Raw genomic sequence first — 14,017 nt, 5'->3', positions numbered from 1 at the left:
CGCACTTTGGACGGATTCCCGTGTCGAAGCCCACACTCATGCGCACCTCCAGAGAACCCCGCGAGACCAAGGCCGGCCTGGAGCCGCTCGCCGTCCTGCCCGTCTTCGTGCCGCTCCAAGGCAAGCGCGCGGTGCTGGCGGGCTCGAACGGCGGCGCACCCTGGAAGGTGAAGCTGCTCGCCGCCGCGGGCGCCGAGGTCGACGTCTACGCGGAGGATCCCTCCGAGGAGCTGCGCGCGGTGCCGGGCGAGGTGGTCTCGGGTCGCGTCACACTTCACGAGCGGCGCTGGACGCCGGACGACCTCTGGGGTGCGGCCTTCGCCATCGGGGCGATGGAGGACGAGCGCGACTGCGTCGCCTTCGTGGCGGCGGCGCGCGGTGCCGGCGCCATCGTCAACGCGGTCGACCGGCCGCATCTCTGCGACGTGAAGTTCGGCGCCATCGTCAACCGCTCGCCGCTCGTCGTCGGCATCTCCACCGAGGGCGCCGCCCCGGTCTTCGGCCAGACCGTGCGGGCGCGCATCGAGGCGATGCTGCCGCGGGGCTTTGCCCGCTGGGTCGCCGCCGCGCGCGACTGGCGCGAGGCGGTCACCGGGCGCTTCCACGGTTTTGCCGAGCGGCGCTTCTTCTGGGAGCGCTTCACCGACCGCGCCTTCGCCGAGCCCGACCGGGCGCCGGGCGCCGACGACCTCGCCGGGCTGCTCGCCCAGACCGAGGCCGCGCCGAAGGGCGGCGCCGTGACGCTCGTCGGCGCGGGGCCGGGCGACGCGGAACTCCTCACGCTGAAGGCGCTGCGCGCTCTGCGGAACGCGGACGTGATCCTGTACGACGACCTCGTGGCGCCCGAAATCCTCGACTACGCTCGCCGCGAGGCCCGCACGATGCTGGTCGGCAAGACCGGGCACGGCCCCTCCTGCCGTCAGGACGACATCAACGCGCTGATGGTGCAGCTCGCCCGCTCGGGCAAGCAGGTGGTGCGGCTGAAATCCGGCGACCCGCTGGTCTTCGGCCGGGCCGGCGAGGAGATCGAGGCCTGCCGCGCCGCGGGCATCCCGGTGGCGGTGGTACCGGGCGTGAGCGCGGCGCAGGGGGCTGCCGCCACGCTCGGCGTCTCGCTGACCCACCGCGACGCCGCGCGCCGCCTGCAATTCGTCACCGGCCACGACCGCCGCGGCGCGCTCCCCGACGACCTGAACTGGGGCGCGCTGGCGGATCCCAGCGTCACCACCGTGGTCTACATGCCCAAGCGCACGCTGCGGGCGTTGCTGGAGCGGGCGGTGGCGGAAGGGTTGGCGCCCGCGACGCCCGCGCTCGTGGTGTTCAACGCGACGCGGCCCGCCCAGGCGACGGTGCGCGGCAGCGCTGCCGACCTCGCCGACCGGATCGAGGCGGCGGGGCTGGAGGGGCCTGCGATCCTGATGGTGGGCGAGGCCCTCTCCGAGGCGCGCGGCGCCGCGCTGGTGGAGGAGGCGGTGGGGCGGGTGGCGGTTTGAGCCCGAACCTCGGGCCCGCTCTCCCCGCCTGAGGAGCCGCTGGCGTCACACAGTTCAGGCGGTCATACCCGCGTCCTCCCTCTCCCCTCTGCGGGAGAGGGTGGGCCGGCCGTCAGGCCGGGTCGGGTGAGGGGAGCGACGGTGCAGATGCGGGCGTTGCCCTGCATGAAGGTTGCGCCCGGGCCTGAAGCGTTCACCTCTCTCCCGACCCCTGCTGACGCAGGGGCCACCCTCCCCCGCAGAGGGGGGAGGGGGAAGACGCGGCGGGCGCCGCCCTAAGCTCTTGAAGGTCGTCTGCCTCAGGCCGCCTCGGCCTGCGCCAGCGCCTCGGCGATCGCGTCGAGCGCCGCCTGCGCGCCGGCCCCGTTCGGGCCGCCCGCCTGGGCCATGTCGCGGCGACCGCCGCCGCCCTTGCCGCCGAGGTGGCCCGCGCCCGCGCGCACCAGCCCGACCGCGTCGTAGCGGCCGGTCAGGTCCTCGGTGACGCCGACCACGAGGCCGGCCTTGCCGTCCGCGGCGACCCCCACGATCGCCACGATGCCGGAGCCGAGGCGCGTCTTGCCCTCGTCCGCGAGGCTCTTGAGGTCGCGCATCTCGACGCCCTCGACCACCCGCGCCATCAGCTTCACGCCCGCCACCTCGCGGGCCTCGTCGCCGCCGCCCGCGGCACCGCCGCCCATCGCGAGCTTCTTGCGGGCGTCGGCCAGTTCCCGCTCCAGGCGGCGGCGGTCCTCGAGGAGCGCGGCGAGCCGGTCCGGCGCCTCGGCGACCGGCGCCTTGAGCTGGCCGGCGAGCGCCGCGAGCGCCCGGCCCTCCTCGGCGCGGTAGCGGCGGGCCGCGTCGGCGGTCATGGCCTCGATGCGGCGGACCCCGGCGCCGACCGCGCTCTCGCCCACGATGGTGATGAGGCCGATATCGCCGGTGCGCGCCGCGTGCGTGCCGCCGCAGAGCTCGATCGAGAAATTCGGCAGGCGCACTTCCTCGGCGGGAGCACCGGCCTCGTCCACGGGCCGGCCCATCGAGACGACCCGCACCTCGTCGCCGTACTTCTCGCCGAACAGCGCGCGGGCGCCCGACGCGATGGCGTCGTCCACCGCCATCAGCTTGGTCACGACGGCCTCGTTCTGCAGCAGCACCGCGTTGGCGATGTCCTCGACGCGCTGCAGTTCGGCCGCCTCGATCGGCTTCGGGTGGCTGATGTCGAAGCGCAGGCGCTCGGGCGCCACCAGCGAGCCCTTCTGGGCGACGTGGTCGCCGAGCACCTGCCGCAGGGCCTCGTGCAGCAGGTGGGTGGCCGAGTGGTTGGCCCGGATCGCCCGGCGGCGGGCGTGGTCGACCTTCAGCTCCACGGCGCCGTCGCGCGCCAGCGTGCCCTCCTCCACCGTGACGTGGTGGACGAAGAGATCGCCGAGCTTCTTCTCGGTGGCCGTCACGCGGGCGCGCAGGCCCGGACCCGCGACGAGGCCGGTATCGCCGACCTGACCGCCGGACTCGGCGTAGAACGGAGTCTGGTTCGCGAGCATCAGCCCGCTCGCGCCGGCCTCCAGCGCCTCGACCTCGGCGCCCTCGCGCAGCAGCGCCACGACGATGCCCTCGGCCTCTTCCGTCTCGTAGCCCAGGAACTCGGTGGCGCCGACGCGGTCGCGGACGGAGAACCACACCGTCTCGGTCGCGGCCTCGCCCGAGCCCTTCCAGGCCTCGCGCGCCGCCTGTTTCTGGCGCTGCATCGCGGCCGTGAAGGCCTCCGTGTCCACGCCGATGCCGCGGGCCTTCAGCGCGTCCTGGGTCAGATCCAGCGGGAAGCCGTAGGTGTCGTAGAGGGTGAAGGCGGTCTCGCCCGAGAGCTGGCCGCCCGCCGTGAGGTCGCGGCTCTCGGCGTCGAGGATGGCGAGGCCGCGCTCCAGCGTGCGGCGGAAGCGGGTCTCCTCCAGCCGCAGGGTCTCGGAGATCAGGCTCTCGGCCCGCATCAGCTCGGGGTAGGCCTGGCCCATCTCGCGCACCAGCACCGGGACGAGGCGGTACATCATGGGTTCCCGCGAGCCGATCAGCTCGGCGTGGCGCATGGCGCGGCGCATGATCCGGCGCAGCACGTAGCCGCGGCCCTCGTTCGAGGGCAGCACGCCGTCCGCCACCAGGAAGGATGAGGCGCGCAGATGGTCGGCGATGACCCGGTAGGAGGCGAGCGTCGCGGGCTCCGGCGCGCGGGAGACGGCGTGCGCCACCGCGTCGATCAGCGCCCGGAACAGGTCGGTCTCGTAGTTCGAGTGCACGCCCTGCAGGATCGCCGCCATGCGCTCCAGGCCCATGCCGGTGTCGATGGACGGCCGAGGCAGGGCGAGGCGGTTGCCCGGCTCCACCTGCTCGTACTGCATGAAGACGAGGTTCCAGAACTCGAGGAAGCGGTCGCCGTCCTCGTCCGGAGAGCCGGGCGGGCCACCCTGCAGCGCCGGGCCCTGGTCGATGAAGATCTCCGAGCACGGTCCGCACGGGCCGGTGTCGCCCATCTGCCAGAAGTTGTCCGAGGTGCCGATGCGGATGATCTTGTCGTCCGAGAAGCCCGCGATCTTCTTCCAGAGGGTCGCGGCCTCGTCGTCGTCCGCGTAGACGGTCACCAGCAGGCGGTCGGGCTTGAGCCCGAACTCCTTGGTGATCAGGTTCCAGGCCAGCTCGATCGCGCGCGGCTTGAAATAGTCCCCGAACGAGAAGTTGCCGAGCATCTCGAAGAAGGTGTGGTGGCGCGCGGTGTAGCCGACGTTGTCGAGGTCGTTGTGCTTGCCGCCCGCGCGCACGCATTTCTGCGCGGTGGTGGCGCGCTGGTAGGGCCGCTTCTCGACGCCCGTGAAGACGTTCTTGAACTGCACCATGCCGGCGTTCGTGAACATCAGCGTGGGGTCGTTCTTCGGGACCAGCGAGGACGAGGGCACGACGGCGTGGTCGGCCGCTGCGAAGTAGTCGAGGAAGGTCGACCGGATCTCGTTGACGCCGCTCATCGAGGACTGACTCTGCTGGGAACGTTCGTGCCGTGCGCCGCGGCCGGAGCCGGCGCGTTCGCGCCCTCTTAGCCGAGGCGGACCGATTAAGTCACGGGTGACATTCTACGACTAAGCTCGCCGCCGATCGGGCGGGGTTTGCCACAGGATCGTCGCAAGCGCGGCCGTGTTGTCGCCACATCTGTCAAGCCATCTCACGGGGAAGGCGCCGTCACCGGCGCGTGATCAGAGCACGTGAGTCGCAATGCAGGGCCGCACCGCCGGAACGTCGCGCAACGCCTACTCTGCCTCTGCCAAGGCGCCCACCCGCTTCGGCGCCGGCCCGGCCGACGCCATCACGGCCGAGACCCGGGTGGGGCGCGACCACGGCAGCCGCCCGGCGCTCGCCCGCTCGCTGCTCTCCGTCACCCTCGTCGCCGGGGGCCTCAGCGCGGTGCTGATCGGCTCCGGGGCCGAGCTCGGCAAGATCGGCCTCGACAACGCCGTCTCGACCGCGCACGCCGCCACCGAGATCCAGATGCCGCGCCCCCGGGTGCAGACCGTCTCCCTCGCTCCGCGGGCGGTCGAGAACCCGGCGCCACGCGCACCGCTGCGCGCCTCGACGGCCTTCGCGCACGTTCACGATCTCGATACCGACCTGGGCTCGAACAGCGTCGATCGGGTCTCGTACGACTTCCTGCTCTCGGAGAGCGCGGTCGGCGACCCGAACGACGTGCTGGAATTCGGGCCGATGAAGATCCGGCGCCACCTCGTCCAGACCATCGTGCGCGCCGCCCAGGCCGTGCAGACCGACCCCGTGCTGCTGATGGCGGTGGCCGACAAGGAGTCGAGCTTCATCACCGCGGTGCAGGCCAAGACCTCGTCGGCCACGGGCCTCTACCAGTTCATCGAGCGGACCTGGCTCGGCGTGGTGCGCGATTTCGGCGCCAAGTACGGGCTGGAGAAGGACGCGGCCCTCGTGGTGGCCGACGCCAACGACCGGCCCGCCGTGCAGGACCCGGCCGAGCGCGCCCGCATCCTGGAGCTGCGCCGCGACCCCTACCTCTCGGCCCTGATGGCGGGCGAGATGCTGAAGCGCGACGCCGCCCGCATCGCGCTGCGCATCGGCCGCGAGCTGACGCTCGGCGAGGTCTACCTCGCCCACTTCCTCGGGCCGGACGACGCCGAGGAGTTCCTGGCCAAGGTGGTGAACACGCCGGGCGCCGCCGCCGCCGCGCTGCTGCCCGGCCCGGCGCGGGCCAACCGCACGATCTTCTTCGCCTCCGCCGCACAGCGCGGGCGCCGGGCCAAGAAGGCGGTCAGCCTCTCGGTCGCCCAGGTGCACGAGAAGTTCGAGGCGATGATGAGCGCCCGCGGCGCCCGCTACCAGAACGTGCGCGCGGTCTCGGGCGTGATGGCCTTCGCGGACGCCGACGCCGCCACGCCGTAGCAGACCAGGGATTCGTACCGCCCGCGCAACTGACGCGCGGTTCCCGACTTCTTTCCACGGGCCCCGCCCGGGGCAGGCAGGAGTTTTCGGGAGGTCTTGTGAGCACAGCGGACCGCGACGGGGCCGGCGCGCGGCGTTTTCCCGCCCAGGACACGCTCACGCCGGGCGTTCCCCTCGACCAGATCGGGCAGACCCTGGCCTCGTTCTACGACGACCTCGTGGCCGAGGGCGTGCCGGAGCACCTCGCCGCCCTGGTCCGGCGCGTGCGCCAGGCCGAGCCCCAGGCCGACGCCGCGGCGACGCCCGCGCCCGCCGCCGCCGAGCCGAGGCGCATCGCCCTGGTGGTCGAGGACGAGCCCCAGATCCGCGCGCTCGCCGAGACCCTGCTGGAGGAGACCGAGCTCGCCGTCGTCGGCTGCGACAGCGCGGAGGCCGCCCTGCGGGTGCTGCAGGAGCGCGGCGGCGACGTCGCCCTGGTCTTCGCCGACGTGCGGCTCGCCGGCGCCATGGACGGGCTGCAACTCGCCCACGCGGTCGCGACCCTGTGGCCCCGCGCGCGCCTCGTGATCACCTCCGGGCACGGGGTGAGCCGGCCCGACCTGCCGCCCGAGGCCGTGTTCATCCAGAAACCCTGGCGCCCGCTCGACGTTCTGGTCGAGGCCGAGCGCGCGAGCGGCGAGCCGCCGCCGCCCGTGCTCTGATCGCCCCGATCCGAACCCGGAGGCGGGGCGCGGCTCTTGCATCGCGCCCGGTCCCTCTCCCAGCGGTGTGCCCCATGAAGATCAGGACCGGTTTCGACATCGCCTTCGATTCGGGCCAGGCGACGCCGATGATCCTGATGCTCAGCGTCCATCCCTCGCGGATGCCGGACGTGCTGACCCCGCACGTGATCCGCCTCGATCCGCCGGTGCCAGTGCACGAGTACCGCGACCGCTTCGACAACATCTGCCACCGCATCCTGGCCCCGCCCGGCCGCATCGCGATGTCGGCCTCCTTCGTGGTGCAGGATTCCGGCCTGCCCGACGCCTACGCCCCCGAGGCGCGCCAGATCCCGGTGCAGGACCTGCCGGACGAGGTGCTCGTCTTCCTGTTGGGCTCGCGCTACTGCGACACTGACAAGCTCGCCCAGACCGCCTGGAACCTGTTCGGCAACGGGCCGGAGGGCTGGGGACGCGTCCAGGCGATCGTGGACTACACCCACAACCGCATCCGCTTCGACTACATGCGGGCGGACGCGACGCGCTCGGCCCATGACGGCCACACCCAGCAGGAGGGCGTCTGCCGCGACTTCGCGCATCTCGCCGTCACCCTCTGCCGCTGCATGAACATCCCGGCGCGCTACTGCACCGGCTATCTCGGCGACATCGGCGTGCCCGCGGTGCCGGACCCGATGGATTTCTCGGCGTGGTTCGAGGTGTTCCTGCACGGGCCCGAGGGCCCGCGCTGGTACACGTTCGACGCGCGCCACAACCGGCCCCGCATCGGCCGCATCGTCATGGCCCGCGGGCGCGACGCCACCGATGTCGCCATCACGACGAATTTCGGCTTCCAGAGCCTCGCCCGCTTCGACGTGCACACCGACGAGATCCTCTGAGGACGTCCGGCCGCCCGCCGGGGCGACTCACGCATCCGTGAATAACCCGGGACAAACCGGTGCACGGATGCGGCGAACGTCCTGGGACGCCCCGGTATTCCGCCACAGAGCAAAATCTTCGCGACCCTGTGGAACCCTCTGCCTACGCTCACGCTTGTAATGGCAAAGGTTATTGCTCAGGCAGGTTCATCATGAAGACCTCCGCCACTGTGCTCGCCGCCCTGTTCGGCGCATCGCTTCTTGCAGCGGTTCCGGCGCACGCCGCCTCGTCCTACTACGACCCCTTCGGCGCCAGCGACGCCGAGGACGCTTATGGCGACGACCAGCCCTACGGCTACCAGGGCACGCCGGGCCGCGCCTACCAGCCGGGCTACGGCCAGGGTGTGCAGGCCGCGCCGCAGGCGCAGGTCCAGCCGATCCCGCGCGAGGTCGTCGCCTTCAACGCCCCCTACAAGCCGGGCACGATCGTGGTCTCGACCTCGGAGCGGCGCCTGTACTTCGTGATGCCGAACGGCGAGGCGATCCGCTACGGCGTCGGCGTCGGCCGCCCGGGCTTCACGTGGTCGGGCACCAAGACCATCACCGCCAAGCGCGAGTGGCCGTCCTGGACCCCGCCGGCCGCCATGCTGGCCCGCCGCCCCGACCTGCCGCGCTACATGGCCGGCGGCATCGAGAACCCGCTCGGCGCCCGCGCCATGTATATCGGCTCGACCGAGTACCGCATCCACGGCTCCAACGAGCCGGACACGATCGGTCAGGCCGTCTCCTCGGGCTGCATCCGCATGACCAACGAGGACGTCACGGACCTCTACGAGCGCGTGAGGGTCGGGGCAAAGGTCGTCGTGCTGAACTGATCGGGGCCGATAGGCCCGCAGGAACGCCGCGTCATCGCAGGATGGCGCGGCGTTTGCGCTTTCGTTCGGTCCAAGAAATCAGTTCGCGCGCTTCCAGGTCTGGCTCTTGCAGAAGACGCTCATCACGCAGCCCGAGACCACGACGGTGTTGGGACCGGTCATCTTGAGGGTGCCCGAGTAGGTCTTGCCGTCCTTCGGATTGTAGAGCGTGCCCGCGTAGCCGTCCCCGGAGGCGTTCGGCGCGTTGACGATCTGGACGCCGACCACGCTGCGGGTGCGCAGCGCCGGGTCAGGATTGTTCGTGTCGAGGCCCTTGCCCGCGGCGCTGACCAGCGTGCCGCAATAGCCGCCGCCACAGCGGGCGAGCCGCACCTTCGATTCGCCCGTCTCGGTCAGCCAGATGCCCGCTGGGTCGCCGGCGGCGTGGCCGGAACCGGCCGCCAGCAGCAGGGCCAGCAGGCCGGCGGCGCGGAGCGTGGAACGGCGGCGCGATGTCATGGTGTCCTCCCGGTAGATGGTGTTGCAGGCCCGGACCATCGGGCTTCTCTGCTTAACATTCGATCGTGCAGCCTGCCTCGGGCGCGCCCGGATCCCGAAGTGCGCCCGGTCGGCGCCCGCCATCGCGATCCGCCGCGCGGGCTTGCCGGGCCTTGGCCGGCGAGGTCATCTCGTCCGTTGCCACGTCTCGCTCTTGCAGAACACGCTCATCACGCAGCCCGAGACCGAGACGCTGTTCGGGCCCGTCACCTTGAGGGTGCCCGAGTAGGTCTTGCCGTCGTCGGGATTGTAGAGCGTGCCCGCGTAGCCGTCCCCGGAGGCGTTCGGGGCGTTGACGATCTGGACGCCGACGAGGCTGCGGGTGCGAAGCGCCGGGTCGGGATTGTTCACGTCGACGCTCTGGCCGACGACGCTGACGAGCGTACCGCAATAGCCCCCGCCGCAGCGGGCGAACCGCACCTTGGACTGCCCGTCCGCGGTCAGCCAGACGCCGGCGGGGTCGCCGGCGGCGTGGCCGGCGCCGGCGGTCAGCAGCAGGGCCAGCAGGCCGGCGGCGCGGAGCGTGGGACGGCAAAGCAAGGTCATGGACCTCTCCCGAATCCAGCACGGCACGGCCGGATGGGGATTATTAGCCTAGCACCCGATCAGATGCCAGGCCTCAGAGGGCCCCCGGTCCCAGTACCGCGCCGAGGTAGGTCTCCGCCACCTCGCAGACGGGCTGGCCCGCAGCGCTCGCGAGCACCGCGTCCACGGCGAAGAGCGGCGTGTCGCGGCCCGGCCGGGCGGCGTGCTCGAGGAGGCGCAGCCCGATGTTGCGCCGGACGGGCGCGAGCGGCCGCACGACCCGGCCGAAGGGCGCGTCGGTCTCGTCGAGGGCGCGGTTCATCTCGGGCGTGAGGCGGGACGGCACGTACCAGTTGTCGGCCTCCGAGAGGACATGCGCGCCGCAGGCGAGGCGCACCCGGCGGTAGCGCACGGGCTCGTCCGGGCCGACGCCGAGGCGGCGGCGCTGCTCCGCGCTCGGCGGCTTCTCGGGCGCGGGCAGGCGCTGGGCGACGAGGCGCGGCTCCGGCGCGAGGCCGCGCTCGGCGCACCACGCCTCCAGCACCGCGGTCGCGCTCGGCGCCGCCAGGATGCGGGCCCGGAGCGCGGCGGCGAGCCCCGCCGCGTCCGCCCGGTCCACGGCCTCGGCGGGGTCGGCCCTGGCGGGAGAGAGAGGCATGAGCACCGCGAGGCAGGCCAGGACAGTCGCCGGCAGGGTTGGCGGGAGGCGCATCGGACGAGGGCCGGACGGGACGGATCCCGGGGATCGCCGACCGCCATAGCGGGCGCCCGCCGGATCGTCCATCGGCGCGGACCGCGCCGGAGGTCAGCAGCCGATGCAGATGTCGCGCACCGCGCGGTCGTGCATCGGCCCGGTCCGCTGGTTCGGCAGACGGTCGCCGCGCGGCGCGGGCTGCGCCTCGCGGAGGTGGACGGGGCGGACCCGCTCCGCCGCGGCGGGCGCGCTGAAGGTGGCCGCGGAGGGCGGCACGTAGGGGGCGGCCCGGTAGAACGGGCTGCCGCGCTCGAGCCCGGCCGCCGCGGTCCCGGCCGGCGGAAGGGCGATCAGGGCGGCGACCAGGACGGCGCGGGCGAGCACGGGCATGCGGACCTCCGCGGGAGGGCGTTCCCCTCGGTCAACGACGGCGCGGGGGATTCGTTACGGCCGCGCACGGATCCGGGCCGGCGCCTCAGGCCGAGGACGCCTCCTGCCGCGCCCGGTCGGCCGCGATCAGCCCGCCCAGGACCGCGCCGGTCCGGTGGTCCATCACGTCGGCCAGGGTGAAGCGGTCGAGTTCCCGGATGAAGCCGCGCTCGGCGGCGTCGAGCGCGTGCTTGATCAGGCAACCCTCGGCGAGCGGGCAGGGGCCCCGCCCGCAATCGATCAGGCAGCCGGTGCCCTCCAGCTCGGCCACCACCGCGCCGAGCCGGATCGCGGCCGGATCGCGCGCGAGGCGCACCCCGCCGGCCCGGCCCTGCTTGGCCACGACGAAGCCCGCCCGCACCAGCCCCTGGACGGCCTTGTGCAGATGGTGCGCCGAGATGCCGAAGGTCCGGGCGATGTCCGGTGTCGTGGCCCAGCCGTCCGCCCGCACCGTGCCGAGATACAGCAGCAGCCGCAGGGAGAAGTCCGTGTAGAGCGACAGGCGCAGGTCAGCCCCCGATCGAGAGCGCCCCGAGAGGCCCGAAAATCAGTCGTCCGGCGTTTCTACACCAGGCAGGCCGCGTCGCCCATGCGGGCCACGCGGCGATTTCGTCGCCGACACCCTGAAACGCCGAAAACTCGCAGACAAGTTACTTGTATGTCCTGCCTCCGGCACGGCCTACAACATGGGCGCCCGCCCCCGTCGTCGGCTGCCGCGCCCCGCGCGACCCACACAGGCGCCGACCGGCGCGACGACCGACACCTCACCTCACGTCCCCGAGATGCCGCACTTCTTCTTCGACATCCACGACCACGAACTCTCGCACCGGGACGAGGAGGGCAGCGAGTGGCCGGACACCGCCTCGGCCCAGGACCAGGGCAGGCGCCTGCTGGCCGACATCGCGCGCGACGAGGCGTTCCGCCACGATCCGCTCCACCTCTCGGTGAGCATCCGCGATGCAAGGCGGCGCGTGGTGGCGACCTGCGCCCTCTCGCTGGCGAGCACCCTCGTGGGGTGAACCGGAGCGGGGGCGAGCCCCCGCCGCACGGCGAGCGCGGTCACGGCACCCACGGTGGGGATCCCGGTCCGGCCAAAGATCTGTGATGGCGAGGCGTCAGTCGCTCCGACGACGCGGTCCCCGCAAACGAGCCGGGGAGGGTGATGGTGGAGCCTAACGGGATCGAACCGATGACCTCTTCCATGCCATGGAAGCGCTCTCCCAGCTGAGCTAAGGCCCCACTGTCATCATCCATCCGGATCTGGTTCCGGATGGCGTCTCGCCGGTGCACCGGGTGTGCCCAGGACGTCGGCGAGGCCGGTTCTATAAGCGGAGGACGGTCCGCGCTCAACCCCTTTTTCGCACCGACCGATCATTTTCGGGTCGGCGCCGCCCGCGGCTCGGGCGGCCGAGGTCAGCTCTCCTCGTCGTTCTCGATATCGCCGTCGATCAGGTCGGAGACGTCGTCGTCGCCCGAATCCTCCTCCTCCAGGAAGGTGTCGGCATCGTCGTCGCCGGCCGCGTCGTCGCCGGACTCGTCGTCGCTCGTGGTATCCGCGTCGTCCTCGGCGGCCTCGACCTCATCGAGGGAGACCATCTCCGGGCCCTTCTCGTCCGTCTCGTCCTCGTCGTCGGTGGCCGTGCTGCGCGACAGGGCCGGGGCGGCCACGCGGCTCGCCGTCGTCGCCTGGTAGACCGAGCCGCATTTCGGGCAGACCGCCGGGTCGCGGGCGAGATCGTAGAATTTCGCGCCGCAGTTCATGCATTGGCGCTTCAAGCCGAGTTCCGGTCTGGCCACGGGCGAAAACCTCGTCAGGGTGCTGTCAGGGGAGGGGCCCCGTTAGTCGCGGCGTGGACGGCTGTCAAATGGTGCGCGGCGCGGGCCGAATTCCGCCCGAAGCTCAGCGGCTTCCAGGTCGCCGGACGACCGCGCGACGATCTCGGCGGAGCGCGCCGTCGGCCCCGGATGGCGGCAGGGCAGGATGCCAGGAGGGATGGCCGGAGGGATATCCGGAGGCGACGGCCGGCGGCTCAGGATGACGCCGGGGCCCATTGGTGCTAACCGGCCCGCCATCCCCGTGGGCGCTCGTCGGCCCGCCGCCTTCCGGACCCGAATCCCGTGTCGCACGATCTCGAACCCCAGCCCCTCACCGCCTCGCCGGGGGCGCCGCTGCGCGGCTCGCTCCGGCCGCCGGGCGACAAGTCGATCTCGCACCGCGCGATGATCCTCGGCCTCCTCTCCATCGGCGAGACCCGGGTCGAGGGCCTCCTGGAGGGCGACGACGTGCTGCGCACGGCCGCCGCTGCGGAGGCGCTGGGCGCGGGCGTCGAGCGGCTCGGCGAGGGGCGCTGGCTGGTGCGCGGCGTCGGGATCGGCGGGCTGAGCGACCCGGCCCGGACGCTCGACTTCGGCAATGCCGGCACGGGCTCGCGCCTGATGATGGGCGTGGTCGGCGGCCAGCCGGTCACCGCGACCTTCGACGGCGACGCCTCGCTGCGCAGCCGGCCGATGCGCCGCATCCTCGACCCGCTGGTCAGGATGGGCACCGAGGTTGTCGCCGAGGCCGAGGGCGGGCGCGTGCCCCTGACCCTGCGCGGGCCCCGCGAGGCGATCCCGATCACCTACGAGACGCCCGCCGCCTCCGCGCAGATCAAGTCGGCCGTGCTGCTCGCCGGCCTCAACGCGCCCGGCACCACGACGGTGATCGAGGCGGCGGCCACCCGCGACCACACCGAGCGGATGCTGCGCCTGTTCGGCGCCGAGGTCGCGGTCGAGGCCCACGGTCCCGGCGGCCACGGGCGGCGCATCGCGCTCACCGGCCAGCCCACCTTGCGCGGCACCGACGTGGTGGTGCCGGCCGACCCCTCCTCGGCGGCCTTCCCGCTGGTGGCGGCGCTGATCGTGCCGGGCTCCGAGGTGACGATCCAGGGCGTGATGATGAACCCGCTGCGCACGGGGCTGATCACCACGCTCCTCGAGATGGGCGCCGACATCGAGCGCCTGCGCGAGCGCGAGGAGGGCGGCGAGACGGTCGCCGACCTGCGGGTGCGGGCGAGCCGCCTGAGGGGCGTCGCGGTGCCGGCCGAGCGCGCGCCCGCGATGATCGACGAGTACCCGGTGCTCGCCGTCGCCGCCGCCTTCGCGGAGGGCACGACCCGGATGAACGGGCTGCACGAGCTGCGGGTGAAGGAATCGGACCGCCTCGCCGCGGTCGCGGCCGGCCTCAAGGCCAACGGCGTCGCCCACGTGGTCGAGGGCGACGACCTCGTGGTGCACGGCGACGGCACGGCGCCCCGGGGCGGCGGCACGGTCGCCACCCATCTCGACCACCGCATCGCCATGGCGTTCCTCGTCATGGGTCTGGCCACGCGCGAGCCCGTCACCGTCGATGACGGCGCGATGATCGCCACGAGCTTCCCGAGCTTCCTGCCGACGATGCGGGCGCTCGGCGGCGGGATCGCGGAGTAGCCCG

General features: G+C 72.8%; 14 protein-coding genes and 1 tRNA gene. 7 read left to right on the top strand and 8 right to left on the bottom strand.

Going from position 1 to position 14,017, the window contains the following annotated elements; genetic code table 11:
* Nucleotides 1-38: 38 nt before the first annotated feature.
* A complete protein-coding gene (gene cysG, locus MFF56_RS21530) occupies nucleotides 39-1,493 on the top strand; it encodes a siroheme synthase CysG (protein ID WP_238230994.1) in 1,455 nt (484 codons plus the stop codon).
* 299 nt (nucleotides 1,494-1,792) lie between these two features.
* On the opposite strand, the gene alaS is transcribed toward cysG, so the two are convergent.
* Complete coding sequence (gene alaS, locus MFF56_RS21525; protein WP_066923667.1) at nucleotides 1,793-4,483, bottom strand: alanine--tRNA ligase; 2,691 nt, start codon at nucleotides 4,481-4,483, stop codon at nucleotides 1,793-1,795.
* Between the two features lie 244 nt (nucleotides 4,484-4,727).
* Between alaS and MFF56_RS21520 the strand changes: the two genes are divergently transcribed.
* From MFF56_RS21520 to MFF56_RS21505, 4 genes are all read left to right on the top strand, one after another.
* A complete protein-coding gene (locus tag MFF56_RS21520; RefSeq protein WP_066923669.1) occupies nucleotides 4,728-5,912 on the top strand; it encodes a transglycosylase SLT domain-containing protein in 1,185 nt (394 codons plus the stop codon).
* Nucleotides 5,913-6,094: 182 nt separating this feature from the next.
* Nucleotides 6,095-6,613, top strand: coding sequence for a response regulator (locus tag MFF56_RS21515; protein ID WP_066923704.1), 519 nt, complete (start codon nucleotides 6,095-6,097; stop codon nucleotides 6,611-6,613).
* A gap of 74 nt (nucleotides 6,614-6,687) precedes the next feature.
* Nucleotides 6,688-7,506 (top strand): transglutaminase-like domain-containing protein, encoded by an 819-nt coding sequence (locus MFF56_RS21510; RefSeq protein WP_066923670.1) that lies wholly within the window; start codon nucleotides 6,688-6,690, stop codon nucleotides 7,504-7,506.
* 191 nt (nucleotides 7,507-7,697) lie between these two features.
* Nucleotides 7,698-8,360 (top strand): L,D-transpeptidase, encoded by a 663-nt coding sequence (locus MFF56_RS21505; RefSeq protein WP_066923672.1) that lies wholly within the window; start codon nucleotides 7,698-7,700, stop codon nucleotides 8,358-8,360.
* 78 nt (nucleotides 8,361-8,438) lie between these two features.
* Here the strand turns inward: MFF56_RS21505 and MFF56_RS21500 are convergent, their stop codons facing one another.
* The 5 genes from MFF56_RS21500 to MFF56_RS21480 form a co-directional block, all read right to left on the bottom strand.
* Nucleotides 8,439-8,858: a DUF2147 domain-containing protein gene (locus tag MFF56_RS21500; protein WP_066923706.1), complete on the bottom strand. Its 420-nt coding sequence runs from the start codon at nucleotides 8,856-8,858 to the stop codon at nucleotides 8,439-8,441.
* 165 nt (nucleotides 8,859-9,023) lie between these two features.
* Nucleotides 9,024-9,443 (bottom strand): DUF2147 domain-containing protein, encoded by a 420-nt coding sequence (locus MFF56_RS21495; protein WP_066923674.1) that lies wholly within the window; start codon nucleotides 9,441-9,443, stop codon nucleotides 9,024-9,026.
* A gap of 73 nt (nucleotides 9,444-9,516) precedes the next feature.
* Nucleotides 9,517-10,080: a hypothetical protein gene (locus tag MFF56_RS21490; RefSeq protein ID WP_156453803.1), complete on the bottom strand. Its 564-nt coding sequence runs from the start codon at nucleotides 10,078-10,080 to the stop codon at nucleotides 9,517-9,519.
* Between the two features lie 147 nt (nucleotides 10,081-10,227).
* Entirely contained in the window at nucleotides 10,228-10,506 is a 279-nt protein-coding gene (locus tag MFF56_RS21485; protein ID WP_066923678.1) for a hypothetical protein, read from the bottom strand.
* Between the two features lie 85 nt (nucleotides 10,507-10,591).
* Nucleotides 10,592-10,996, bottom strand: a complete 405-nt coding sequence (locus MFF56_RS21480; RefSeq protein WP_066923681.1) for an RrF2 family transcriptional regulator — start codon at nucleotides 10,994-10,996, stop codon at nucleotides 10,592-10,594.
* 331 nt (nucleotides 10,997-11,327) lie between these two features.
* Between MFF56_RS21480 and MFF56_RS21475 the strand changes: the two genes are divergently transcribed.
* Nucleotides 11,328-11,564 carry a DUF6894 family protein gene (locus tag MFF56_RS21475; RefSeq protein ID WP_066923683.1) on the top strand — a complete coding sequence of 79 codons (237 nt, stop codon included), beginning with the start codon at nucleotides 11,328-11,330 and terminating at the stop codon, nucleotides 11,562-11,564.
* 144 nt (nucleotides 11,565-11,708) lie between these two features.
* Here the strand turns inward: MFF56_RS21475 and MFF56_RS21470 are convergent.
* Both MFF56_RS21470 and MFF56_RS21465 read right to left on the bottom strand, forming a co-directional pair.
* Nucleotides 11,709-11,784: transfer RNA gene (locus tag MFF56_RS21470), tRNA-Ala, on the bottom strand.
* A gap of 174 nt (nucleotides 11,785-11,958) precedes the next feature.
* Entirely contained in the window at nucleotides 11,959-12,342 is a 384-nt protein-coding gene (locus tag MFF56_RS21465; protein ID WP_082773110.1) for a TIGR02300 family protein, read from the bottom strand.
* A 321-nt stretch (nucleotides 12,343-12,663) separates the two neighbouring features.
* Between MFF56_RS21465 and aroA the strand changes: the two genes are divergently transcribed.
* A complete protein-coding gene (gene aroA / locus MFF56_RS21460; RefSeq protein WP_066923688.1) occupies nucleotides 12,664-14,013 on the top strand; it encodes a 3-phosphoshikimate 1-carboxyvinyltransferase in 1,350 nt (449 codons plus the stop codon).
* The last annotated feature ends 4 nt before the right edge of the window (nucleotides 14,014-14,017 follow it).

It is taken from the genome of Methylobacterium hispanicum, assembly GCF_022179285.1.
GTDB classification, from domain to species: Bacteria; Pseudomonadota; Alphaproteobacteria; order Rhizobiales; family Beijerinckiaceae; genus Methylobacterium; species Methylobacterium hispanicum.
This window is presented reverse-complemented; position numbering and strand designations above follow the sequence as displayed.

What these genes read in the sequence shown, in the direction of transcription:
- cysG (WP_238230994.1), top strand. Translation starts at nt 39, where the DNA reads ATGCGCACCTCCAGAGAACCCCGCGAGACCAAGGCCGGCCTGGAGCCG.
- alaS (WP_066923667.1), bottom strand. Translation starts at nt 4,483, where the DNA reads ATGAGCGGCGTCAACGAGATCCGGTCGACCTTCCTCGACTACTTCGCA.
- MFF56_RS21520 (WP_066923669.1), top strand. Translation starts at nt 4,728, where the DNA reads ATGCAGGGCCGCACCGCCGGAACGTCGCGCAACGCCTACTCTGCCTCT.
- MFF56_RS21510 (WP_066923670.1), top strand. Translation starts at nt 6,688, where the DNA reads ATGAAGATCAGGACCGGTTTCGACATCGCCTTCGATTCGGGCCAGGCG.
- MFF56_RS21505 (WP_066923672.1), top strand. Translation starts at nt 7,698, where the DNA reads ATGAAGACCTCCGCCACTGTGCTCGCCGCCCTGTTCGGCGCATCGCTT.
- MFF56_RS21500 (WP_066923706.1), bottom strand. Translation starts at nt 8,858, where the DNA reads ATGACATCGCGCCGCCGTTCCACGCTCCGCGCCGCCGGCCTGCTGGCC.
- MFF56_RS21495 (WP_066923674.1), bottom strand. Translation starts at nt 9,443, where the DNA reads ATGACCTTGCTTTGCCGTCCCACGCTCCGCGCCGCCGGCCTGCTGGCC.
- MFF56_RS21490 (WP_156453803.1), bottom strand. Translation starts at nt 10,080, where the DNA reads ATGCCTCTCTCTCCCGCCAGGGCCGACCCCGCCGAGGCCGTGGACCGG.
- MFF56_RS21485 (WP_066923678.1), bottom strand. Translation starts at nt 10,506, where the DNA reads ATGCCCGTGCTCGCCCGCGCCGTCCTGGTCGCCGCCCTGATCGCCCTT.
- MFF56_RS21475 (WP_066923683.1), top strand. Translation starts at nt 11,328, where the DNA reads ATGCCGCACTTCTTCTTCGACATCCACGACCACGAACTCTCGCACCGG.